The organism is Dyadobacter sp. HNCC25DJ184, assembly GCF_056895215.1.
In genome coordinates, this window is the sequence record NZ_JBXHAQ010000001.1 from 289,411 (window position 1) to 314,550 (window position 25,140).

23 protein-coding genes are annotated in these 25,140 nt (G+C 42.3%); 19 read left to right on the forward strand and 4 right to left on the reverse strand.

Annotation, left to right across the window (positions count from 1 at the left end):
• The first annotated feature begins 7 nt into the window (after positions 1-7).
• The 5 genes from AC1XUD_RS01125 to AC1XUD_RS01145 all read left to right on the forward strand — a co-directional run bounded on the left by AC1XUD_RS01125 (position 8) and on the right by AC1XUD_RS01145 (position 4,006).
• Positions 8-1,234, forward strand: a complete 1,227-nt coding sequence (locus tag AC1XUD_RS01125) for a SufS family cysteine desulfurase (RefSeq protein WP_483359094.1) — start codon at positions 8-10, stop codon at positions 1,232-1,234.
• Between the two features lie 37 nt (positions 1,235-1,271).
• Positions 1,272-1,691, forward strand: coding sequence for a SufE family protein (locus AC1XUD_RS01130; protein WP_483359095.1), 420 nt, complete (start codon positions 1,272-1,274; stop codon positions 1,689-1,691).
• 49 nt (positions 1,692-1,740) lie between these two features.
• Positions 1,741-2,058 (forward strand): SUF system Fe-S cluster assembly protein, encoded by a 318-nt coding sequence (locus tag AC1XUD_RS01135; protein ID WP_483359096.1) that lies wholly within the window; start codon positions 1,741-1,743, stop codon positions 2,056-2,058.
• A 211-nt stretch (positions 2,059-2,269) separates the two neighbouring features.
• Positions 2,270-2,698, forward strand: coding sequence for a BrxA/BrxB family bacilliredoxin (locus AC1XUD_RS01140; RefSeq protein ID WP_483359097.1), 429 nt, complete (start codon positions 2,270-2,272; stop codon positions 2,696-2,698).
• Between the two features lie 198 nt (positions 2,699-2,896).
• On the forward strand, positions 2,897-4,006 hold the full coding sequence (locus tag AC1XUD_RS01145) for a vWA domain-containing protein (protein ID WP_483359098.1): 1,110 nt from the start codon (positions 2,897-2,899) through the stop codon (positions 4,004-4,006).
• Between the two features lie 22 nt (positions 4,007-4,028).
• Here the strand turns inward: AC1XUD_RS01145 and AC1XUD_RS01150 are convergent, their stop codons facing one another.
• Entirely contained in the window at positions 4,029-6,500 is a 2,472-nt protein-coding gene (locus AC1XUD_RS01150; protein ID WP_483359099.1) for a PIG-L family deacetylase, read from the reverse strand.
• Between the two features lie 101 nt (positions 6,501-6,601).
• On the reverse strand, positions 6,602-7,228 hold the full coding sequence (locus tag AC1XUD_RS01155; protein ID WP_483359100.1) for a 4'-phosphopantetheinyl transferase family protein: 627 nt from the start codon (positions 7,226-7,228) through the stop codon (positions 6,602-6,604).
• A gap of 159 nt (positions 7,229-7,387) precedes the next feature.
• On the opposite strand from AC1XUD_RS01155, the gene AC1XUD_RS01160 reads away from it, so the two are divergent.
• From AC1XUD_RS01160 to AC1XUD_RS01225, 14 genes are all read left to right on the forward strand, one after another.
• Positions 7,388-9,070, forward strand: coding sequence for a C45 family autoproteolytic acyltransferase/hydrolase (locus AC1XUD_RS01160; RefSeq protein ID WP_483359101.1), 1,683 nt, complete (start codon positions 7,388-7,390; stop codon positions 9,068-9,070).
• A gap of 210 nt (positions 9,071-9,280) precedes the next feature.
• On the forward strand, positions 9,281-10,540 hold the full coding sequence (gene flxY, locus AC1XUD_RS01165) for a flexirubin biosynthesis putative acyl-CoA ligase FlxY (protein WP_483359102.1): 1,260 nt from the start codon (positions 9,281-9,283) through the stop codon (positions 10,538-10,540).
• A gap of 49 nt (positions 10,541-10,589) precedes the next feature.
• The gene (locus tag AC1XUD_RS01170; RefSeq protein ID WP_483359103.1) at positions 10,590-11,228 is read left to right on the forward strand and encodes a hypothetical protein; all 639 of its coding nucleotides are present in this window, start codon (positions 10,590-10,592) and stop codon (positions 11,226-11,228) included.
• 103 nt (positions 11,229-11,331) lie between these two features.
• A complete protein-coding gene (locus AC1XUD_RS01175) occupies positions 11,332-12,033 on the forward strand; it encodes a YdcF family protein (protein WP_483359104.1) in 702 nt (233 codons plus the stop codon).
• Between the two features lie 143 nt (positions 12,034-12,176).
• The gene (locus AC1XUD_RS01180) at positions 12,177-13,238 is read left to right on the forward strand and encodes a methyltransferase (RefSeq protein WP_483359105.1); all 1,062 of its coding nucleotides are present in this window, start codon (positions 12,177-12,179) and stop codon (positions 13,236-13,238) included.
• Positions 13,239-13,241: 3 nt separating this feature from the next.
• Entirely contained in the window at positions 13,242-13,730 is a 489-nt protein-coding gene (locus AC1XUD_RS01185) for a hypothetical protein (RefSeq protein WP_483359106.1), read from the forward strand.
• A 32-nt stretch (positions 13,731-13,762) separates the two neighbouring features.
• A complete protein-coding gene (locus AC1XUD_RS01190; protein ID WP_483359107.1) occupies positions 13,763-14,671 on the forward strand; it encodes a hypothetical protein in 909 nt (302 codons plus the stop codon).
• Positions 14,672-14,673: 2 nt separating this feature from the next.
• Positions 14,674-15,816, forward strand: a complete 1,143-nt coding sequence (gene darB / locus AC1XUD_RS01195) for a dialkylresorcinol biosynthesis protein DarB (RefSeq protein ID WP_483359108.1) — start codon at positions 14,674-14,676, stop codon at positions 15,814-15,816.
• Between the two features lie 160 nt (positions 15,817-15,976).
• Positions 15,977-16,375, forward strand: a complete 399-nt coding sequence (gene DarG / locus AC1XUD_RS01200) for a flexirubin biosynthesis protein DarG (RefSeq protein WP_483359109.1) — start codon at positions 15,977-15,979, stop codon at positions 16,373-16,375.
• Between the two features lie 6 nt (positions 16,376-16,381).
• Positions 16,382-17,416, forward strand: a complete 1,035-nt coding sequence (darH, locus tag AC1XUD_RS01205; protein ID WP_483359110.1) for a BtrH-related acyltransferase DarH — start codon at positions 16,382-16,384, stop codon at positions 17,414-17,416.
• A 9-nt stretch (positions 17,417-17,425) separates the two neighbouring features.
• Positions 17,426-18,178 carry an ABC transporter ATP-binding protein gene (locus AC1XUD_RS01210; protein ID WP_483359111.1) on the forward strand — a complete coding sequence of 251 codons (753 nt, stop codon included), beginning with the start codon at positions 17,426-17,428 and terminating at the stop codon, positions 18,176-18,178.
• 1 nt (position 18,179) lies between these two features.
• Entirely contained in the window at positions 18,180-19,457 is a 1,278-nt protein-coding gene (locus AC1XUD_RS01215; RefSeq protein WP_483359112.1) for an ABC transporter permease, read from the forward strand.
• Positions 19,458-19,576: 119 nt separating this feature from the next.
• Positions 19,577-19,843, forward strand: coding sequence for a phosphopantetheine-binding protein (locus tag AC1XUD_RS01220; protein ID WP_483359113.1), 267 nt, complete (start codon positions 19,577-19,579; stop codon positions 19,841-19,843).
• Between the two features lie 3 nt (positions 19,844-19,846).
• A complete protein-coding gene (locus AC1XUD_RS01225) occupies positions 19,847-21,040 on the forward strand; it encodes a beta-ketoacyl-[acyl-carrier-protein] synthase family protein (RefSeq protein ID WP_483359114.1) in 1,194 nt (397 codons plus the stop codon).
• Positions 21,041-21,145: 105 nt separating this feature from the next.
• Here AC1XUD_RS01225 and AC1XUD_RS01230 read toward each other — a convergent pair whose 3' ends face one another.
• Together AC1XUD_RS01230 and AC1XUD_RS01235 are read right to left on the reverse strand one after the other, a co-directional pair.
• Positions 21,146-23,122 (reverse strand): glycoside hydrolase family 97 protein, encoded by a 1,977-nt coding sequence (locus AC1XUD_RS01230; RefSeq protein ID WP_483359115.1) that lies wholly within the window; start codon positions 23,120-23,122, stop codon positions 21,146-21,148.
• Between the two features lie 193 nt (positions 23,123-23,315).
• Positions 23,316-25,049 carry a PQQ-dependent sugar dehydrogenase gene (locus AC1XUD_RS01235; RefSeq protein ID WP_483359116.1) on the reverse strand — a complete coding sequence of 578 codons (1,734 nt, stop codon included), beginning with the start codon at positions 25,047-25,049 and terminating at the stop codon, positions 23,316-23,318.
• Between the last annotated feature and the right edge of the window lie 91 nt (positions 25,050-25,140).

Genomic DNA, 25,140 nt, shown 5'->3' on the forward strand with positions numbered 1-25,140 from the left:
ATTTGCTATGAGTCAGTTACTTGATATTAGTGCCATACGCCAGGATTTTCCTATTCTGAATGAAAAGATCAACGGAAAAGAGCTTGTATATTTTGACAACGCTGCAACGACGCAGAAACCGCGGGAGGTAATTGATGCAATTTCAGGATATTATGAGCATACCAACGCCAATATCCACCGAGGAATTCACCATCTGGCAGAAAAGGCAACCGCTGCTTTTGAAGAGACCCGCAAGACAATTCAGGCGTTTATCAATGCGCCATCTTCGGATGAGGTCATCTTTACCTACGGTACCACCGATGGGATCAATCTGGTAGCTCAAACTTACGGAAGAAAATACCTTGGGGAAGGTGATGAGATCATTATTACAACGATGGAACATCACTCCAATATCGTTCCATGGCAAATGCTGTGCGAGGAAAAAGGTTGCATATTGAAAGTAATTCCGATTACCGATGAGGGGGAAATTATCTTTGAAGAATATGAAAAGCTGATCAACGAAAGAACCAAATTCGTATCAGTTGTTCATGCTTCCAATGCGTTGGGAACGGTTAATCCGGTGAAACAGATTATTGAAAAGGCGCACGAAGTAGGAGCTGCGGTTTTACTTGATGGAGCGCAGGCGTCGTCTCATTTGGAGATTGATGTTCAGGCTCTTGACTGCGAATTTTATGTATTATCTCTCCATAAGATTTATGGCCCTACAGGAATGGGTATCTTATACGGAAAAAGAGATATTCTGAATGATATGCCTCCGTACCGTGGTGGCGGTGAGATGATTAAGGAAGTAACTTTCGCCAAAACTACCTACAACGAATTACCATACAAATTTGAAGCGGGTACGCCGAATATAGCGGATGTCATTGCTGCAAAGGCTGCAATTGACTTCGTCAATAGATTGGGTAAAGATAACATCGCAGCATATGAACACGAACTATTGGTATATGCTACACATGCGATGAAAGAAATTCCAGGTTTGAAAATTATAGGTGAGGCGAAAGAAAAGGTAAGCGTTGTGTCATTTATAATTGATGGAATTCATCATCAGGATATCGGCGTGCTGCTCGATCAGCAGGGAATCGCTGTCAGAACCGGGCACCACTGTACCCAACCTTTGATGCAACGACTTGGCATCACCGGAACCTCAAGAGCTTCTTTTGCTGTTTACAATACGAAGGGAGAAATTGACAGATTGGTGCAAGGATTGATCAAGGTGAAGAAAATGTTGAGCTAGGTCTGTTATTCATATTTAAACATAGAAATTGTTAGAAATGACGATCAACGAAGCACAGGACAGTCTTATCGAAGATTTTGAACTGTTTGACGACTGGGAAAGTAAATACGAGTATATCATTGACATGGGCAAACAGTTGCCTAAGTTGGATGAAGAATATAAAACTGAGGAGAATATCATAAAGGGCTGCCAGTCGTTGGTTTGGCTGCATGCATACACCGAAGGTGGAGTTTTGAAATTCGACGCTGACAGCGACGCAATCATAGTACGCGGTTTGGTAAGTATGCTTGTTAAAGTTTTATCAGGACATACACCAGAGGAGATAGCGAACGCTGACCTTTATTTTATGGAACGGATTGGTTTGCATCGCCATCTTGCTCAAACAAGATCTAACGGGCTTGTCTCTATGGTAAAACAAATGAGAGCCTACGGATTTGCATATCAGGCGGTGAACTGATTATCCTAAAATTTGTTTGTAACAGTACTAATAAATTGAACATATAAAAATGTCCGACTCAGAATCAGAACTACGGGAAGAGGTGATTAAGGCAATCAAACAGGTATACGATCCCGAAATTCCGGTGGATGTATATGAGCTTGGATTGATATATGATCTGAAAATTTTTCCAATAAATAACGTTTTTGTTTCCATGACGCTGACTTCCCCTTCATGCCCCTCGGCGGGAAGTTTGCCAGGCGAAGTAGAACAGAAAATAAGGGAAGTAGAAGGAGTAAACGACGTAAGTCTCGAACTAACTTTCGACCCTCCATACACCACAGAAATGATGTCGGAAGAAGCGAAGTTGGAGTTAGGGTTTATGTAGCTCTTTTAGCTTTCAGGGGTTAGCTATTAGCGTTTAGTTTGCTCGAAATGAATACGTTAAAGTTTGAAATTATTAATAATAGAATAAGTAGTTAGTTTTAAGGAGTGAGTTTTCTCCCAACAGCTAACAGCTAACAGCTAACAGCTAACAGCTAACAGCTAACAGCTAACAGCTAACAGTCCATTTGTATCACTTTTAAATCGAAAAATATATGTATCCTCCACAATTAGTGGCGCCTATGAAAGCTGAGCTCGTAAATGCAGGCTTTCAGGATTTGTCAACAGCAGAACAAGTTGACACTTTCATGCAGAATACAAAAGGAACTGCTCTTGTAGTGATCAATTCAGTATGTGGCTGTGCAGCGGGTGCAGCGCGTCCGGGTGTTCGTGCGGCTTTAACGCGCAGCGAAATCAAACCAGATCATTTGGCGACTGTATTTGCAGGTGCTGATTTGGAAGCTGTTGCAAAAATGCGTGAATATTGCTTGCCATACCCTCCGTCTTCGCCAGCTGTGGCGTTGTTTAAGGACGGCGAACTGATCCATTTCGTTGAACGTCATCATATCGAAGGTCGTTCTGCTGAAATGATCGCTCAGCATTTGCAAATGGCTTTTGAAGAGTATTGCGCAGAAGAAGCGTAAAAATAACTTCGGTTTTCGGCAGTCGGCTAGCGGCTGCCGAAAGCCAAATACCATAGGTCATTCTAAAGTTCCTATGGTGCCTGAATCGATAGCTGACCGCAGAAAACTGGTCGCCAGGCAATATTACAGCAAGTCCAAAGTTTGAAATAGTGTAGTCTGCTCGCCGACTACAGAAAGCCGATTGCAAACAATACTATCATGCGTGGACACCTATTTTCAAAGTTTATTCCGGTAGAACAGACTGGTAACAACAAGTTTGATCAACTGCTGAATATTTTCCAGCAATTGCTTCTCATGACGTCGGGCGATGTAGCAGAAACGATGTCATGGATGAGCCAACTCGACAGACAATATAATCTGACGAATGATACCTATGGAATCGGCGATTTTTTTGAGGATCTGAAGAAAAAAGGATATATCACGGAGGAGCGGACCGAAGGAGAAAACAAGCTCATCATGACGCCCAAGTCTGAAAAAAGCATCCGGAAAAGCGCATTGGATGAAATTTTCGGAAAGTTGAAGCGCTCAAAATCTGGTGGTAATCACCACACTCCAAATACGGGCGTGGGTGACGAGTTGAGCAGTGATATCCGCCAGTTTCAATTTGGAGATACCCTTGATCAGATTTCTATGACGGAATCTATCAAAAACGCCCAGGTAAATCACGGTATCGGCGACTTTACTTTGATGGAAAATGATCTGGAAGTGGTGGAAAGGGAGCAGCGGACGACAACTTCTACCGTGGTGATGATCGATATCAGCCATTCCATGATTTTATATGGTGAGGATAGGATTACCCCAGCAAAGAAGGTGGCTTTGGCGCTCGCAGAATTGATCCGCACAAAATACCCAAAAGACTCACTCGATATTATCGTTTTTGGAAATGATGCCTGGCAAATTCAGATTAAAGATTTGCCATATCTAGAAGTAGGGCCATATCATACCAATACCGTTGCAGGCCTTGAACTGGCGATGGATTTATTGAGACGAAAGAAAACAAAAAACAAACAGATTTTCATGATCACAGACGGGAAACCGACCTGTTTGAAAGAGGGAATCAGATACTACAAAAACAGTTTTGGACTTGATCGGAAGATCATCAATAAGACGCTGACGTTAGCTGCCCAATGTCGTAAACTTGATATTCCGGTTACAACTTTTATGATTGCAACCGATCCTTATTTAAAACAATTTGTTCAAAATTTCACGCAGGTCAACAATGGCAGGGCATATTACAGCAACCTGCAAGGATTGGGCGGTTTTGTGCTGGAAGACTTTCAAAGACATCGTCGGAAAAACGTCAAATAATATTTTCCCGACGATATACCTTTTATTTTTTACCCACCGAAATCATATTGGCGAACAGACGATATGCGCCTGTTACGCCCGCAGGTAGCTCCCTGAAGAAGGACAGACCTGTATATATATAATTCCCCTTGCCGTATTGCGCATACAAAAGTGCACCTTCTTTAGGTGTTTGGTCCATATCATGACCTACCAGAAGCGGCGTATACTTTTCCTTATCCCAGGTTTCGCCAAAATAAAGACCGCGTTCCTGGATCCAACCTTTGAAGTCTTGGGAAGTGATCTTGTTTGGGTAATTAAATATCTGGTTATCAGGTTGCAATATGGTCAGTTCTGCATCTTCTTCGGTAATCCTTTCGCGTCCGGTAGTCAGAGGATAAGGGCCTATTTCTTTGATTATTTGTCCATTGGGTATAGTATACTGAACAACCATTGTTCCTCCGTTTTTTACATAGTCCATCAGTTTTGGCTGATAGTTTATCAATCTGCTTTCGGTATTGTATGCACGTACACCCACTACAATTGCCTCATATTGAGTCAGATCTTTTGCCAATTCAGCTTCGTTCAACATCGTGACAATACAGCCCATTTGACGTAAAGCCGTGGGCACATCGTCTCCAGCTCCGGCGATATATCCAATATTTTTCACGGTCGTTTTTACATCGACGCGAGCGAGTTTTGTTTCACTGGCAGGGAATATGGTTTGAGATGGTATATGCCTGTAAGAAATCGTCTTAATTCCTTTTTCATAAACCACACGATCTGATTTGGCAAAACCTTTGATCGTAACTTCCTGATTACCTGACGGTGGCGTAACCAAAAAGCTCAGATATTTTTGCTCATATTTGTTTTTCAAGTCAAATTCAAACGTGGCAGGTTCAGACTTCCAACCGTTCGGTAATTGCAGTCCGGCTGTTCCTTTCACGTCTTGTTTTTGAGCCTGAACTGTCATGTTGATCATTTTTGGCAGCGGGTCTGCAAACACATATACGGGCTCCGAAATTGTGACAGTCACAGCTGGTCTTATCTCAAATGGCTGATAAATTTCGCCTTCCGCAGCATCATTATGTTTATAAATCCAAGGTTTTGAAACAGAGAACAGTTGGCCTCCGATATCAAAAGTAAAAGTGGTCATCGTCTCTGGACGATTTTCAGGATATCCAATATCTGTTTGATTCTGAATATCAAACATGCCTTTATCCAAAGGTTTTTCTAGCCAGTAAGGCTGGCTGATTTTTAGTTTTTCTGAAAGCGGCGTTTTTACGGTAGTCTGGAAAAACACGTTATCCTGCAATTTCAGATTCAATATGCTGTCTCTCGAACTTCCAGTCCAACTGATGGATTTTAATGCCAATGGATAATCAGAACGATTAATGGCCGAAATTTTAATCGGCATAATTTCTCCTGCAACACCAGAGAAGCTTTGGGGATTGGTTTCATACCACAGACCGAGACATTCAAAAAGAATATTCTGAACTTCGTTCTTTTTCAGTTTCACATACTGATCTGTAGAATCCAGTTTATTTAGTTCAGTGTTGATATTCAGTAATATAGGTATTGATCTGGTCGGGTTTTCCTGAGAAAAATTTTGAATCACTGATTTGACAAGAGTCTGCACTTTCTCACTTCCCTTAACCCGCTTCCACGACATATCAATGCCATCAAACAGAGAGCTTTCTGCAGGATCACCTTCTTTTAAAACAAAATAGTCAGTTCTTTGACCTCTCACGGGCGAGGTCCCGAAGGCCTGACTTTTATGCTGACTCCGGCTTTGCGCGGCAATTTCCGTATAAGATTTTCCTAAAACCGCATTGTATCCACCAATTTCAACACTTGTGTAAGGTCTCTTTTCTTCTGTTGGACTATTGTTGGTAAAACCCGGTGTATAGGTGTTCCAAACCAATCGTTTCGGTTGCCAAAGTTTTACATATTTCAGTTGGTCGGGATAAGATTTCGGGTCTGCGGCCAGCGAGAAAGCTTTTTCCGCCAGATAGGCCGATGTCTGATGGTGGCCATGTCCGGCTCTTGGATCGGGTGGGAAACGGGTGATGATCACGTCCGGTCTGAATTTTCGGATCATCCAGACTACGTCACCCAGCACTTTGGTTTCGTCCCAGAATCGGAGCGTTTCTTCTCGTGTCTTTGAAAACCCAAAATCATATGCGCGGGAAAAGAATTGCTCAGCCCCGTCTATTCTTCTTGCTCCCAACAGTTCCTGCGTCCGGATCACGCCAATATTATATCCTTGTTCAGGGCCGATCAGGTTTTGTCCGCCGTCACCTCGCGTCAAAGACAAATAGCCGGTTCTGACCAGTTTGTCTTTTGACAAATAGGACAGCATCAAGGTATTCTCATCGTCTGGGTGAGCTGCGATATACAGCACTGAGCTCAATACATTGAGTTTTTTCAGATTCTGAAAGATTTCGCCGGAGGATGTTTGTGCAAAAGATCTTACTAAAAACAGGCTTAGAAATAAGGCAATAAATAGTTTTCGCATAGGTGGTTATGACGAGTTGTATATAATTAGGTATGTACTATCATTTCAAAATCCTTTAATTTGTTTCAGGGTCGAGTGCTAAAACCATAAAACCAGCCACCTCAAACCGTCCAGGTTAACACATATTCCCCAATCCATTCAAATTGAAGGCATATGCTTTTGATGTCGTTCTTATTATGAATATAAGCTTCGATGTTTCCAAATTGTTCCATCTTCACGGGGCAAATCTGAAGATCGTTTTTGAAATCAAGATCAGACTGTCTCAGATATTTGTAAATAGATTCCTTCGCCGACCAAATCAGATTATGCTGCGATATGTTTTTCGAGTTGATCCAGCCTTTTTCAAAATCATTCAGAAAAAAATCAGCGCCTTTTATGACGACAGATCTAGCCTTCTGGATATCTACGCCAATTTGCTCTTTGGGATGCAGATATACCGCAACAAAGTCTTCGGAGTGCGAAATTGAAATGGTGTTTGACGCGCTGGCAAGATATGGAGCGCCATTTTCATGGTAGCAAATCTTTTCGGGATGAGTTACCAGCGTCTTCAGAAGACAGCGGGTAGCAAGCCATTCTCTCTTCCTCTTTTCTGATAAATGGGGTTTAGCTATGAACTCTTCCAATTCCTCCGGTATCAGCGAAAGCTCCAACTGTGCGGTCGATTCAGTTACCTCCCAGACGGCCAGGATACCCGAACTACCAATAAGTTTTCTAAACGCAATACCCATTTATTCTTACTTTTACCTGAATGTTTGTGTTCTGATTTTAAAACGCACTGTTCACTAGGTAGTGCGCGGAGTAACGGTGTAAAAACTTTCCTTACTCAGTGAAAACTTCCAAAACTCTGCGTTGAACAATAAAAACGCATTCCGATTTTAAATTGAAGTATGTGGCCTCAAAATAAATTTTTAAGAAGATTTTTAAAAACCCTCAGTGTAATTCTGGTTTTGTCAGCCGTGTTGTTTGGCCTCTTTATCTGGAGGATACGCATTCCGTCGCCAGAAATTAAAAGTAGTAAAACAATTGAAAGCTACAAACGAATCCAATTAGCTCCCGATCATTTTGTAGTAGAAGATAGCTGGCTGAAAAAGAATAAACAAGGGATTTGGGAAATGTACCTGGAAGGAAATCCTTATGAGCGTGGGTTGAAATACGGTATTTTGGCACGTGAGCTAATGGAAAAGCAGGAAGTGCATTTTGTAGCCCAAATCAACGAAATGATTCCGAACAAGTTCTTTCTGCAGGTGATCAAAGGGTTTGTCGGTTGGTTCAACAAGGATATTTATAAATACATACCCGAAGAAAATCTGGAAGAAATATATGGTGTAAGTAAATCATTTTCAGATAAATATGACTACATAGGGCCTAAGTATTACCGCATTCTAAATTACCATGCAGCACATGATATCGGTCATGCACTTACGGATTTGAATATGGTCGGCTGTACGTCGTTCTCGGTTAATAAAAAATTCTCTGCGGATTCAACCCTACTGATTGCCCGTAATTTTGACTTTTACATGGGTGATGCCTTCGCCGAAGACAAACTTATTGTTTTTATCAAACCCGATAAAGGATACAAATTCGCTTCTTACGCTTGGGCAGGTCTGACGGGTGTTGTGTCGGGCATGAATGAAAAGGGTGTGACGGTAACACTAAATGCTTCAAAATCAGATATTCCATATGGGGCCAAAGATCCGATTTCCCTATTGGCCCGTGAAATTTTGCAATATTCAAAAAATATAAAAGAAGCGGTTGCCATCGCTCAGCAAAGAGAAACGTTTGTTTCTGAGTCATTGCTGATTGGCTCGGCAGAGGACAATAAGTCGGTTATTATTGAAAAATCACCGCAACGGATGGATGTATATGATTCTGGTATCGATTATCTGGTTTGCGCAAATCATTATCAGGGTGCAAAATTTATTCGGGATTCTACAAATATTATTAATATCAACACGACAGATTCCAAATACCGGTTTGACAGGATATCAGAGTTGATGACGGAAAAGTTTCCAATTGACGTTCCTGCGGCGATCGGTATTTTAAGAAATAAAAATGGAATGGGCGAGAAATTCATTGGATATGGCAATTCGAAGTCTATCAATCAGCTTATTGCGCACCATGGAATTGTCTTCAAACCTGCGAAAAAAACACTTTGGATATCATCGGCTCCGTATCAGCTGGGCGAATTCGTGGCTTATAATCTGGATGTGGTTTTTGGTAGCGGCGGTAAAATTACCGGGCTTGATTCACTAGATATTCCGACGGACAACTTTATTCATACCAAGGAATATAGCCAATACGAGTCCTTCAAAAAGACGAAACAACGGATTGGTAAATATATCATGTTGGGTAAAGATCTGACAATCAGTCAGCAGGAAGAGAGCAGCTTCATAATGAACAATCCTGAAAGTTTCCTGACATACCTTGCCCTGGGAGATTATTACCACAAGAAAAAGGAGGCAGATCGCGCGATTAGTTATTACAAAAAGTCGCTGGAAAAAGAGGTTTCGTCTGTACAGGAGCGAGAGGCCATACTGAACAAAATCCGGGAGATTGAGGGTAAGGAGTAGTGGCGGATTTTGTCAGGTGTTGACAGGAGTTGTCATCTATGGCCATTGAAGGTGTAATGATCAATTTTGGCGTCAAGATGAAGTTGTACCTTAATGTTTCTAAACGTCTTAAAGGTTAAGGGAAAATATGTTAAACCATTAAGGAGTTTAGGCTAGTTAAGGGTTTTGCATGAAAACAAAACCTATTCTTCAAACTATAAAAAAATTTATATGAATGCCGAGGTTCAGCAAAGGCAAAATGAGAAACTAAGGGATGTTTTGGCTCACGTGTCCAACAAATCTTCTTACTATAAAAGGGTATTTGATGAGAATGGAATAAATATATCTTCGATACAGACCGTCGCGGATTTGGGGATTCTACCCTTTACAACTAAAGACGATCTTGCTCTGCATAATGACGATTTTTTATGTGTGCCAAAATCTCATATTGCAGATTTTGTTACAACTTCCGGGACATTAAGCGATCCGGTTGCATTTTATCTGACAGACGCTGACGTTGAAAGATTGGCTGTAAACGAAGCCGAGTCGTTCACCTGCGCGGACGGTTCGAGCGAAGATATATATCAACTCATGACCACTATCGACCGTCGGTTTATGGCAGGATTGGCCTATTGGATGGGAGCCAGAAAACTGGGGGTCGGTATGATTCGAGTGGGTCCTGGAGCGCCATTTTTACAGTGGGAATCCATTGATCGTTTTAAGCCCACGACTTTGATTGCTATTCCGTCCTTCATTCCAAAACTAATCGAATATGCGGAGCAAAATGATATAGATTTTCAGGCTTCTTCCGTCAGGTCGGTTATTTGCATTGGCGAGCCTATCCGCAATCCTGATTTTACTTTGAATGAATTGGGAAAACGTATCACGAGTCAGTGGGATATCAAATTGTATTCTACCTATGCTTCCACTGAAATGGGAGCTGCTTTTACGGAGTGCTCTGAAGGAAAAGGCGGCCATTTAAATCCCGATCTGCTGATATTGGAAGTAGTCGATGATAGTGGTGAGCCTGTGAAGGATGGCGAGCTGGGAGAGGTTGTTGTGACAACGTTAGGGGTTGAGGGTATGCCTTTGATCCGATATAAGACCGGTGATCTATGCAATGTATATCATCAACCCTGCGCCTGCGGCCGAAATACTACCAGGCTCGGGCCTGTGGTAGGGCGAAAGCAGCAAATGATTAAATTCAAAGGAACGACGATATTCCCTCCAGCTATTTTTGACGTATTGGATATGGTCAAAGAGATTGATCTATATCAGGTTGTGGTATCGAAAAACGAGTTTGGAAACGACAATATTACCATTCTCCTGTCCATGCAATTGCAGTCGGAAAAGTTTCGGGAAATGCTTCATTCGTTATTCAAATCCAGGCTGCGTGTGAGCCCGGAAGTGCAATTTATTACCACTCAAGAACTTTCCTTCAGGATATACAAGCAGGAGAAACGCAAACCTGAGAAATTAATTTATCTTTGATTTCCATTAAAGCAGACCACTTTATATGCCCATTGTAAACCAAATGATTATGAAAAAACTACTGTTCTTGTTGCTGTTCACGCCTTTTGTTTTTTTCAATGCCCAAGCTGAATATACGATGGCAGACTTGTTTGCTGGCAAAGCAAAGGTGACCTTTCTGGGACTTGACCTAACCCAGACAAAATATATTGGCAAGGTTGGCTTCACGGATCCGGCCGCTATCAAAAATCAACACTCAGTGAGCTGGAACCTGCTACTCAGCGCTGAACCTAAAAAGTTCTCTCTGCAAGATCCTTTGAAAATTAAAAAAAGCGATATGTACACTACCAGTGTGGACGACATGATCGCAAATAATAAAGATATTGATGTTGAAAAAAACATCACGGAAGATGCTTACACCATTACAGAAGATCAGGTGAAAAAATCCGTTTCTAAATACAAATTAAGCGAGAAAGACGGAATCGGTGTGGTATATGTGGTTGAAAGCATGAGTAAAACCGCCGAGAAGATGGCAGTCTGGGTTACTTTTATCGATCTTTCTACAAAAAAAGTGCTTTACACTGAGAGAATTGAAGGTAAAGCGGGAGGTTTCGGTTTCAGAAACTACTGGGCAGGTGCGGTATATCAGGTAAACAAGGCGATCGATTCAAAGTATTACAAAATCTGGAGTAAAAAATTCGCCTCATAAGATATACCGAATTATTTCCTAATTTAGTTGCATCTCAGAGCTGTGAATTTATTTCCTTTTGGGAATAGATTCACGGCTTTTTCATAAACTGTGATCCATATTTGTGCTAAAATTTCTGAGTTATTCTTTGTTGTCTCTGCTCATGCTTTCGGCGGGTTGTACCAGACATCTCTTCAAAAAAGCGGCAAAATCATACGAAAAGGGCATTCAGGGGCAACCGTATGATGCAATTATTGTAACAGGATTTCCTTACGACGGGAAGACGTGGGGGCAGGTCGTGCAGATGCGGGTTTACTGGGCCAAGTATCTTTATGATAAAGGGTATACTAAAAAAATCATATTTTCGGGAAGCGCGGTGGCCACCCCGTATATCGAAAGCAGGGTGATGGCCAAATATGCAATTGCACTTGGTATCCCTGAAAAAGATATTTTTAAGGAGGAAAAGGCCGAGCACAGCACCGAAAACGTATATTACTCATACCGGTTGCTCAAAGACAAAGGGTACAAGAAGATAGCCCTGGCAACGGATCCATATCAGAATCACTATATGGAGAAGTTTGTTCGAAAATATCAATTGCCCATTGCATTTTTACCGATCGTACTTGATACCTTGCGAACGCTCGATACGCTGGAACCGAAGATTGACACAGCAAAAACATTGAAAAAGGATTTCGTGAAATTGTCGGATCGCGAAGGTTTTTTCAAACGTTTCAAGGGTACCATTGGTAAGTATATCATCTGGCATGAAGAAGATTTAAAAAAGAAGAAATACAGAAAAAGATACAAGGATCGTACGATACCTTGATTTAGAAATTGAGTTAAAACAATTTGTTGAAAAGGCAGTAACCAGCTAACAGCAGGGTTTTATGGCTAAAAGCTAAAAGCTAAAAGCTAAAAGCTAAAAGCTAAAAGCTAAAAGCTAAAAGCTGCCCAAGATTTTATAATCGAATGAAGAAAGAATTGTCGGCGATTGATGCCAAATATGAAGCTCAGAAAATTGCCTTTGGGCCAATGTATTTTCAGGCGGTGATTGCCATGAGAGATTTGGGGATACTCGACTTCATAAGCAAAAACCGGAAAGGTGTAACGATTAAAAACATCATTGAGAATCTGGATGTATCCGAATATGGTGTCGAGCTTCTTGTGGAAGCAGCAGAAATTCTTGGCGTTGTAGAGATTGAAAATGAGTTTGTGAAGATTACTAAAATCGGCTTCTTTCTTCTAAAAGATGAAATGACGAGGGTGAATATCAACTTCATGAATGACGTCTGCTACCTCGGAGCCAAGGAAATGACTGAAAGCATCCGGACCGGAAAGCCGGAAGGGTTAAAAACGTTAGGTAACTGGCCAACGATTTATCAGGGACTCTCGATTTTGCCTGAACCAGCCAATCGTTCATGGTTTGAGTTTGACCATTATTATTCCGATAATGCATTTCCGGAGGCGTTGAAAATCGTCTTCAAAAAAAATCCCAAACTGATTTTTGATATAGGGGGAAATACTGGCAAGTGGTCATTCGCGTGTTGTGATCATGATCCAACCGTGAAAATCAAAATTCTCGATTTGCCCGTTCAAATTAAGGTTGCTCGTGCCAATGCGATTGAACGGGGACTGGAAAACAGGATCGCTTTTCATGAAATCGACCTGTTGGATACTGCCCAGAAAATCCCGGAGGGCGCTGATGTGATATGGATGAGCCAGTTTTTGGACTGCTTTTCGAAAGAACAGATATCCAAAATTTTGGAAAACGCCTGTCAGGCGGCTTCGGCAGATACCACGCTTTTCATTCTGGAACCATTTTTTGATAATCAAAACTATCCGGCAGCACATTTTAGTCTGGTGGCTACTTCGTTATACTTTACGATCATGGCCAATGGCAACAGCAAGATGTATCGCATTGAGGTGATGAAAAAATTGGTATCAGACGCGGGCTTTGAAGTGGTGGAAACCTATCCGTTAATAGGTGATAGTTATCACACTATTTTAGAATGCCGCAAAAAGGCAAGATAAGTAATGATAAGTGTTAAAAAGATATTTGTTCTCCTGGTTATCGGGGTGTTATTTGGTGCTTTTCGATTCTCGGTGGAGCGGAAAGAATACTACAAGGCACTTTCGTCAGGAGATATAAATGAGATTGAAAGTATTTTGAAAGTACTTGATGGTCAGAAGGAAAGCTCTTTGGTCTTGGCTTTTAAGGGAGCACTGATCATGAAAAGCGCTGGTTTTGAGAAAGGTGTGAATAGCAAAGTGAAAACCTTCAAGAAAGGTGCACACATGCTGGAAGGGGAGATTGATAAAAATCCTTCGAATGCAGAATATCGGTTTCTTCGACTGGCAATTCAGGAACACGCGCCCGGAATACTGAATTATAACAAAAAGATGAATGAAGATAAGAAGGCCGTAATTTCAGCATTTCCCAAAATGGACGATGACCTGAAAGAGGTAATTATGAACTATGCGGCCAAATCAAAAAAACTGCATCCGGAAGATCTCAAACCCTGATGTGGGGAAAATGTTTCACTAATGAATTGCAAATGAAAAAAGTTCTGGCCGTCGGATACTCTCAGTCCGGTCAACTCACTGAAATTCTTGAAAAATTTCTCATACCATTTGACAGCCAGCTTGTCGAGAAAGTCCAGATTCAACCGGCAGTAGATTTCCCTTTTCCCTGGACAACTGATGTGTTTTTTGATAAAATGCCGGAGTCGGTGCAGGAAGAGGCGATTGAATTGAGACCGATTTCTTTTCAATCAGACCGGTATGACCTGATTGTTTTGGCATATCAGCCGTGGTTTCTATCACCCTCTTTGCCGATTACCTCTCTTTTGCAAAATGCAGATTTTCAAAAGCTTATGAAAGACACGCCCATTGTGACACTCATTGGTGGCAGAAATATGTGGCTTAATGCGCAGGAAAGTGTAAAATTGTATATTAGTAAGACAGGTGGCCGACTTGTCGGTAATATCCCGTTGATGGACAGAACTTCCAATCTGATCAGCGCCGTGACCATCCTTCATTGGATGCTGACGGGTCGAAAGGATAGTAAATGGGGAATATTTCCGTTGCCTGGCGTGAGCAGAAAAGATATCAATAGCGCGACGGATTTTGGAGTCAAGGTGAAGGATGCATTGGAGAGAAATCAGTTTGATTCATTGCAAAAGGATATAATAGGTACAGGGCTTATCAAAATACCAACGGATATTCTTTTTATTGAGCAAAGGGCGAAGAAGCTATTCCGAATTTGGGCGGGGCTGATCAAGAAAAAAGGGACGACGCCCGAAAAGCGAAAGACATTGGTAACTTTCTTCAAGTATTATCTCTTGGTGGCACTTTTTATGGTGGCTCCCATACTGGTAACGGTTTACAAATTGTTGATAGCGCCTTTCGTCGGAACATCGATTAGAAGGAAAAAAGAATATTTTTGTGGTTTAGAAACCAAGTAATAATGTCAGAAGTATATATCACTAGAATATCCCACTTTTTGCCAAATGAGCCTGTTTCGAATGAAGAAATGGAAGCCTATTTGGGATTTATAAATGGAAAGCCTTCCAAGTCAAAGGCAATTGTTTTAAGAAATAATGGAATCAAGAGACGCTTTTATGCGCTGACAAAGGAAGGTATAGCCACACACACCAACGCCGAAATGGCATCTCTGGCGATCAAAAGTTTGTTTAATTCTGATAGTAACGAGATTAATTCGATAGATTTAATCAGTTGTGCAACTTCCAGCCCTGATCAACTGATGCCCTCGCATGGGGTGATGGTTCATGGTCATTTGCCAGAGACTAAATCGGTTGAGGTGGTATCACCTTCCGGTGTTTGCTGTGCCGGAATGCATGCTTTCAAGTACGCATATATGTCGGTGAAAATCGGAGATAAAAAGAAAGCAGTGAGTTGTGCTTCTGAACGTCTTTCACCTGTTCTCCGCGCTGACCAATTTGAGGAAGAAGTACAGCAATTGGTGAAACTAGAGCAGAATCCCTTTATAGCTTTTGAAAAGGACTTTCTGAGATGGATGCTTTCCGACGGCGCAGGGGCGTTTTTGATTGAAGACAAGCCTAATAGTGAGGGTGTCAGTTTAAGAGTTGAATGGATTGAAGGTTGCTCATTTGCCAATGAGGAGGAAGCGTGCATGTATATGGGTTCGGATAAGCAGGCTGATGGTTCGCTGGTGAGCTATAAGGACATCAGTCCAGAAGATATTTTGGAGAAATCGATATTTAGTATTAAACAGGATGTCAAGCTGTTAGGGGAGAAGATAGTACAGCTTGGCTTCTCAAAACTTAAAGATATACTGACAGAAAAAGGAGTATCGATGGATGATGTATCCTACTTTTTACCTCACCTTTCGAGCTACTTTTTTGAAGACAAGATTGATAAATTTTTTACGGAAAACGGCCTGGCGATACCCAAAGAGAAATGGTATACCAATCTGGTAACGGTCGGAAATGTGGGAGCAGCTTCGATATATATGATGCTCGGAGAGGTTTTCAATAGCGGCGCTTTGAAAAAAGGGGAGAAGATACTTTTGGCTGTTCCGGAGAGTTCGCGCTTTTCGTATATGTTCGCGTTGCTCACCGTTTGCTAAGAGCGATTTGGGAAATTGGAAATGTATAAGTAAGGGGGTAAATTGGATCAGTATAAAGAATAGGTGATTTTCAAATAACCATTAAGATTTAAGGGTCTTGATGGCCCTTAATTTCTGAAGGTTAAGAATTAAAATCATCTTTGTAAAACTCCGAATTGGAATGAAAAAGGAAGATTTACCACAAGATCCTGGAGCGTTGGACAAATTTACGCGTGAAGTAGTTTACGTGAAAAATGAGGATGGGAAATACGAGACGGCGTTGAGTCGCGGCTGGAATGTGAAGAAGGATGCACTAGACAGTGCGTGGGTGGAAGTAAATGAGCGCATTGAGGAAGCCCGTAAAGCAGTGGCAGATGGCGAAAAAAGTCCGGTTTACTACTATATGGAGCTCAGGCTTATGGATATGACAGTGCTTGCCGGCTACACAGGTTTCTTTCCGTTTTTTATTAAACGTCATATGAAGCCCTCTGTTTTTGCAGGATTAAGCCAACGAAAACTCGAAAAATATGCGAAGGCATTTGATATCAGTGTCGACGAATTAAAAAACTTTAAAGGGTAAAATTAAGTGGATATAGTTACGCAACCAGCTGTTTTTCAGCATGTTCAGGCAGCCCATTGTGAAAATGGCGTGACAACAGCCCTTTTACGACATCATGGTCTGTCATTCATGACCGAGCCGCTTGCTTTTGGTATGGGATCAGGGCTTTTCTATATTCAGATTCCGTTTTTGACTGTAAACAATGGCCCTGCTATATCGTTTCGTACCATGCCGGGTGCCATATTCAAGAGGACTTGTAGCGCGCTGAATATTGACGTAACGCACAAAAAATTTGGCAGTGAAAGTAGCGCGCAACAGTTTTTACAAAAGAAAGTAGACGCGGGAATTCCCGTAGGCTGCCAGGTCGGCGTTTTTCATCTGTCGTATTTCCCAAAAGAATATCGATTCCATTTCAACGCACACAACCTTATTGTTTTCGGCAAAGAAGACGATCAGTTTTTGATCAGTGATCCGGTGATGGAAACGACTACTTCCCTGAACGAAGAGGATTTGACACGCGTACGTTTTGCAAAAGGAACATTCGCGCCGAAAGGGCATATTTATTACCCTGAAAGAGTGGGAGTTGTGACAGAGGACCTCATCAGAAAAGGTATTGTGAGTGGTATTAAAAGAAATATCAGAGATATGCTCCGTATCCCCGGAAGTTTTGCCGGAGTGGATGGTATCAGGCATACTTCGAAGCATATCCGGAAATGGCGTGACAAATTGGGTGTGAAAAAGGCAGGTCTTTATCTCGGACAGATCGTTAGAATGCAGGAAGAAATTGGTACGGGTGGCGGCGGTTTCCGCTTTCTATATGGAGCTTTTTTGGAACAGGGCGCGGCATATTTACAAGACGATCGCGTGGCGAATATTGCCGAAGATTTCACAAAGTCAGGAGATATGTGGAGAGCCAGCGCGATAAAGATGGCCGGTGTTTACAAAGGCCGTCTGACCGAGCAAAAGGATTTTGAAGAGATTGCGGATATGCTCGTGGATATTCGGTCCGTTGAGAAAGAGGCTTTTGAAAAGCTATCGAGATTGAACCTGGGCAAGCGATAAATACCTATAATGATTGATAATTCCTGTGTAATTGAAGTCAGCCGCGTATCTCACAAATACAAGACAGCCGGGGAGTATTCACTTCGAGATGTTTCTTTGCAGATAAACCGATCCGATATTTTTGGTCTGCTTGGACCGAATGGAGCGGGAAAGACTTCGCTGATTTCGATTCTCTGCCATATATTCAACGCTACGGAAGGGCAGGTTTCTTACCTTAAAAATAATATTGAACTTTCAGTCTTAGATCGTAAAAGGGCTATTGGATTTGTTCCCCAGGATTTCGCATTTTATGCAGAACTGACTCCCAGACAAAATCTCGACTATTTCGGCGCAATGTATGACATGAATGCTGATTCTCTGAGAAGTCGGCGGGAATATTTGTTAAAGGTTTTAGGCTTAGAAAAGGTGGCAGACAACAAGGTAGAGACATTTTCCGGAGGGATGAAACGCCGTTTGAACCTTGCGATAGGGATAATTCATGAGCCGGAATTTTTGTTTCTGGATGAACCGACCGTGGGGGTAGATGTGCAAAGTAAAAATGCCATTATCAAGTATTTACAGGAACTGAACGGTTCCGGAACGACGATTATCTATACCTCACATCATTTGTCGGAAGCAGAAGAATTATGCAACCGGATCGCGCTGATGGATAATGGAGCCATTATTGCAGAAGGGGATTTGGCCGCTCTTTTGGCACAATATGCCGCCAAAGATTTGCATTCGCTGTTTATTAAACTAACCGGCGAGGCTTATCGCGACTGATATGTTCAAAATTTTTGCATCCATACGTAAGGAGTTTTTACTTTTGCTGAACGACAAGGTCGGGCTGATATTGATGTTTGCAATGCCTGTTTTGCTCGTTTTTATCATCACGATTATTCAGGATGGAGCATATAAAGTCGTGAATGAGAATAAAATTCCGATGATAGTGGTGAACCACGACAAGGGAAAGATTGGAGAGAAGTTATTAAACACACTAACAGAATCCGGACTTTTTGAAATAGACAGGCAGGATAAACTTCTTCAAAATGCCTTAAAATCTGAACTTCTGGCGCGCGGGAAGATGCTCGCGCTGTATATACCTGCTGATTTTTCTTTTGGTTTGGAAACGAACGCGGGAGAAGTGAGCAATATCCTGATGGAAGATCTTGGTTTAGAAGGGGATAGTTCCAACAACGCCTTGACGAAAATCCCACATCTGACATTTTACCATGATCCAGTACTCCAGCAAAATTATACTTACTCGGTTCAGGGTGTGATCCAATCCTATATGAGCCTGATTGAGAAGTCGGTGATGATAGAAAAGATGTACGCCAGCATGGACCTAGCAGGGAAAGAGGCAAAGCTGGAAAAGAAAATGGTTGACAATCGCGTGAGAATTGATCAGGTCGTTGCTAGCAATAATAACAGCATGGCTGTCCCCAATTCGACCCAGCATAATGTCCCGGCTTGGACGATATTCGCGATGTTTTTTATGGTGGTGTCACTTGGAAGTAATATCGTCAAGGAACGTGTAAGCGGCAGTTTTCTCAGACTAAAAACAATGCCGACATCCTTTCAACTGGTGATGTTTAGCAAAATGTTTGTTTACGTTATCGTTGCCATATTACAGGTCTTGGTTACGTTTTCAATCGGGATGCTCATACTGCCTCTGATTGGTTTGCCTGACCTCACGTTTCCGAGCAATATCCCGGCCTTTGCTGGTGTGGTGCTAGCGAGTAGTCTCGCAGCTGTGAGTTATGCGTTAATGATAGGGGCATATGCACGCACACAGGAGCAGGCTAACGGGTTTGGGGCGGTATCTATTGTTATTTTCGGTGCCATTGGCGGGATATTGGTGCCATCGTTTGTAATGCCTTCTTTTATGCAGGGCATTGGTAAATTGTCGCCGTTACACTGGTGCCTGGAAGGGTTTTATATACTATTTTTAAAAGGAGGAAGCTGGTCGGAGCTTAAACAGGTACTTCTATTTTTAGGTGTGTTTGTTTTGTTTTGCCAACTTTTTACTTACTTGAAATTAAGATTGGAAAAAATCATTTGACATTACGGGGTTAATGGTGATAGGGAAAGGATAAGGGTAAAATTGTTTAGGGGACGTGGGATAGTATTTTTAAACGCTTCTCATCTTGCCTGACTGTTAAAATAACACAAAATTAAATTATGAATATCAGCTCTCTGAAGACAGTATTAAAAACACAAATTGTGCAGTATCTCAACCTTTTGGAGATTAATCCCGAGGATATAAAGGATGATGAACCACTTTTTGGAGGCGATCTGGGACTGGATTCCATTGATTCTCTGGAACTGGTTGTGTTGCTCGAACGTGAATATGGTATCAAAATAACCAACCCTGCAGAGGGTAGAAAGATATTGGTCGACGTAAATCATATGGCAGAATATATTCTGGCCAATACAAAAGAGGCATAACGAATGAGGCGTGTGCTAGTGACTGGGCTGGGGATCATTACATCCATCGGAAATAATCTTCGGGAAAATCACGAAGGGCTTACCAGAGAAATTTCTGGAGTTTCCAAAGCGTTTTTTTTTGAATCGGCATATGCTTCTCAATTACCCTTTGGAGAAGTAGCCCTTTCCAACGAAGCGTTAAAGACTGCCGTTGGCGCTAAAGATGAAAAAGGGTTGACAAGAACCTGTCTATTAGCAAGAAAGGCATTTGATGAAGCCATTTCGGATGCCTCTTTATCTTCCCAAACTCTAACCTCTTTTGACACGGCTTTTATCTCCGCCAGCACCGTTGGCGGTATGTGCATCACGGATCAGCTATATGATGATGCAAATTTGAAATCTGGTGGCTCGGAATATTTGAATTCTTACGGATGTTCTGCGCACACTCTTTCAATCATCAGAAAATACGGTATAAGAGGTTTTACAGACACGATAAACACAGCCTGTTCTTCGTCTGCAAACGCAATCGCCTTCGGTGCAAGGTTAATACGGTCAGGAAGAGCCAGATGTGTGATTGTTGGGGGAGTAGATAGTCTGGCAAAATATACTGTCAATGGCTTCAATGCATTGAAGATCCTTTCTTCCAACCCTTCCAAACCTTTTGACGAGAACCGCGACGGGTTGAATCTCGGTGAAGCAGCGGCATATCTGGTACTGGAAGGAGAGGAGAGTATTCAGCACAAAAAGGTATACGGCGAAATATGCGGATACGGGAATGCAAACGACGCATACCACTCGTCAGCGATGTCAGATGAAGCAACCGGAGCGATCTTGTCTATGCAAGAAGCAATCGGGATGGCGGGTATTACTCCAGCTCAAATCAGCTATGTAAACGCGCATGGGACGGGAACGCCAAACAACGATCAGGTCGAGTCATTTGGCATGAGCCAGGTATTTGAAAATGTTCCGCCATATAGCTCAACCAAATCCTATACAGGCCACACACTTGGCGCATCCGGCGCAGTAGAGGCTGTTTATAGTATTTTGAGTATTCAAAATTCGGAGATATACCCCAGCCTGAATATAGAAACTCCGATTCAAGGTTTTGATTTTAAACCGGTCCAATCGCTACAGTACGGTGTAATAGTTGATTACGTGCTTTCCAACTCCTTCGGGTTTGGAGGAAATTGTAGTTCGTTAGTGATTGGGAGAGTTTAAAAAACCTCATTCAAAAATATAAGCGCATCGCTTCTCCCGGGTTTTTTCATATAATGGCCAGCTATGGAGATTGCAATCAAAGCCATTAGCCTTTTTGAAATGTTTTCAGTTTTCCGCGACCAGCCGAATCACATAGCCACCGCCGGGAGCCATTTTCACAGATATTACATTCTTATTAGAAAGTGTTGTGGAATACAGGTGATAATCCATGGCATTGCGTTCGGCATTGACACCATCTTCGCATATGGTAGCAACGTAATTTTTTGTGTCGAGGAAAGTCAAAGGAAACGTCAGGTGTCTGGCTGTCAGGTCGTTCATTCCACCTATATACCAGTCTTTTCCTTTTTTTCGTGCAGTTACTATGTAGTCTCCTATTTTGGCATCAAGGACAATTGTCGTGTCCCAGGTTGTTGGTAAACTGCCCATTAAGTGCATGAAATCAGGCTCCAACTTACCTTGTGAGGGATTCCCGGAAAAGAATTGAGCAGGACTGTCATATACCAGAAACATGGCCAATTGCTGTGTCCGCGTTCCCATCGACATTACATTTTCGGGATTGGCCCTGAATCCTTCCTTGGTGCCATTGCTAAGTAGTCCGGGTTCATAATCCAACGGCCCGGACGTCATCCGAATGAATGGTAAAAGCAAATTGTGATCGGGAGTCGTTTTGGCGCTCCACATATTATATTCCGATCCCAATACCGCTTCTCTAGTCAATGCATGCGGATAGGTTCGGTTAAAACCTGCCGGCTTAAACGCTCCGTGAAACATGAGCATGATTTGATGACGGGCACAAGCCTGGGCAATTTTATGGTAAAAACTGACCATCTTCTGGTCGTCGCGATCCATGAAATCAGTCATGATAAAGTCGACTCCCCATTTGTTAAATTGATCCAAAGCATGCTCAAGTTGCCGATCCAAAGTCATAGCCAGAGTCCACATTCCGATTTTTATCCCTTTACTTTTGGCATATGTGGTGATTGAGTCCATGTCAATCCCGGGAGTGATTTTAAAAAGATCATTATTGTCGCTCCATCCAGCATCCATCAAAACCTGCTCAAAGCCGAACTGTTTTGCAAAATCGATATAGTATTTATAGGTGGCGGTGTTGACTCCGCTTTTAAACGGAACCTGAAAGAGGTTGGAAGAAATAATCCATTCCTCGGTGGATTTCCGCGGAGAAATCCACGATACATCCGCAACCCTCGACGGTGATGCAAGTCTGTACACCAGATCGTTTGCGGGCAAGTCTTTGTCCTCCGGTGCGATCATCAGCACCCGCCACGGAAAATGTCGGGTGCCAATAGTTTTGGCAATATAGGTTTCCCGTTCAGCTACATATACCTGAGAATAAAGACCTTCGGCAGTTTTTTCACTTTTCGGGTAAGGTGCGAACTCGCCTTTGAAACCCGCTCCTCCACTGCTGACCAGAAACATTCCAGGATATTCTTCTATATCTGATTCTGTAACAATAACCTTTGGCCCGGATCCTGGCGCGATCAATATTGGTGTGAAAATCAGACTTTTCGGGGAAATACTGTCAATAGTATTGATCTGGTAAGGTTCTTCAAAACTCGTATGATATCGGTCCTGATTGCCTCGGAACACTACCTGCGGGTAGAAGGCGGTTGGGTTAGCCGGAAAGTTGAATTCAGCAAGTTCAGTTTCCACTTTAATCGAATCTTTAAAAAAAGTCGATATCCGGTAAGCCACGCCATCGTCATATACCCGAAATGTAACACCAAAACCATTGGCGAACCGGTAATCGATTTCATTATAGTGATCGGGAATATATTTTCTCTTTTCAGGAACCGGAGAGGTTATTGTTTCCCGGACTGACCTGGTTTTAATTTTTGGCTTCGCTAGATTAGAACTTAGCTTTCTGCCATCCAGTAGCTGCAAGTCTATCGTTGAATTTGACGTAATAGCTTGTCCGTTGTATTCAACTTGATAACTCAACGATTTTTCAAGTGATATTGAGAGTTTGACAGCGCCATTCGGTGACCTGACTTCCGTGGTCGAAGCCGCGAAAATTTGCGCGATAAATGATATATGAAAGAGTATTGTAAAGAAATATCTCATGGTAGGAAAGACGGAGGTGTGGGGTATCAATATTCGAAAGGGTCAATTTTTTCAAAGTTAAGTGAAGTTTTTAAAAAAAGAGACGAAAGGCATTATGCAGGAAAATGAATTTTTTTGGTTTTATGGAACTACAAACCTCAAAAACCGCTCTCCCTTCATCCCTTCATCCCTTCATCCCTTCATCCCTTCCTCGCTACGGCGCAATCACCACCTTCTGTGTATAAACCGGAAGATCACCTCCACTTAACCGGACGATATATAGTGCCGATGGTATCAGGTTGACAGGTATATCCAGTTTTCCGGTTTTGTTGGAGATATTTGATTTTAGCAAAGTTGTACCAGATACACCAATCAGCTCAAAGGAATCGTAAGGTTTTTGAATATTAACCGTCAGAGTGCCTGAGGTGATAATTGACGGTAATACCAAATCTCTGGCTTGATTGTCAGTATCAACCGGGAGAATAGCGGAATAATCATATGTGCCGTCGGTATCTATCATTTTCAAACGATAGTATACGAGACTTGGGGGAGCAGTGGAATGCGTGAAATGGTATTCGGCACCAACCTGACTATTTGTGCCGACGATTGTTCCGATTTTCGTGAAACCCTTGCCAGACGAACTGTATTCAATATCGAATGTCTGGAAATGCTCTTCCATTGAAGTTTTCCATGAAAGTTTAACACCTTCGATATTCCTTTTGGCGGTAAAACTGATCAGATTTACCGGAAGTGGGTCGACGTTGGCATCCACAAAACGGTAAATGTTATTGTCGGCCATAGACACAGCATATATTTCGCCATTTTCGCCCTCGCTGAAATCGGCAATATTGACCATATTATCCAGCATAATCGCTCCCATTCGACCAACTTCCGATTCTGGAGCAAGAATATGAAAGATGCCTGAGTAGTAATCTGCTCCGATATAATATCCATTCATAGCCGGGTACTTCGAACCGTGATAAACCACCCCACCGATCACTGACTGTCCGAGGGAATGGTCGTAGGTATATTTGGGAACAAAATTTCCATATGCGGCACACTCCGTCTGATAGGTCGGCGAAATGTAAGCGGGGGTTCTGATATCACCCTCGTAGCACCTCCATCCAAAATTTGCTCCTTTTATCATTGCCGCCGGGCAGTGATCAATTTCTTCCCTCGCCCCCTGACCCACATCGCCTATCCACATATCGCCGGTAGCACTGTCGAAGCTCCATCGGAAGGGATTTCGTAACCCAATACAGTATACCTCATTTCTCGGCAACAATGGATTTTCGGGAAAAGGGTTGTCAGCCGGATTGGTATATGTATCCGCTCCAGAGGTGGCTGGCTGAATTCTCAAAATTTTTCCCAGCAATATTGTCGGATCCTGTGCATTGTTGTTGATATCATTTGATCCGCCACCGTCGCCGACGGATATATATAAAAAACCATCCGGCCCGAAATGCATCTCACCACCGTAATGATTGGTTTGAGGATGTGGGATCGTGAGAACTGATATTGGAGTAGTGTCGTCCATCACGTTGGCGTCAGGATCTGAACCATCGTAACGATCAATAGCAACGTTTCCAAACTTGTCAGTATAGTGTACAAAAAGGCAGCCATTTGTTTCGAAATCAGGATGAAAGGCGATGCTTAATAGTCCTCCCTCACCACCTGAATTCACCAGGCTGGTGATATTAAGATATTCCCCCAGATACCCATAACCGCTATTAAAAACTTTGACAACGCCCCCTCGTTCGGACACGAAAATCCTTCCCGACCCATCGCCTGCATTGGCCAGGTGCATGGGGCTGGTCAAATTTGTACCTATTTCGGATTTAAGCTGTATATCTGGTTGAGCAAGAGATTGGTCGGCAAATAATAGTGCGAATGAAAAAAGTAGAGCACTTCGTAAATTCCTGAATAAGTAAAAGTGTGACCGTCGCATGTGTATGTAGATTTAGTGGGTTAAAAAAATTTTCGGAATTTTTTATTGATCTATGAATCAGGAGGTCAGGTAGTTTTAACTAATCAAATAT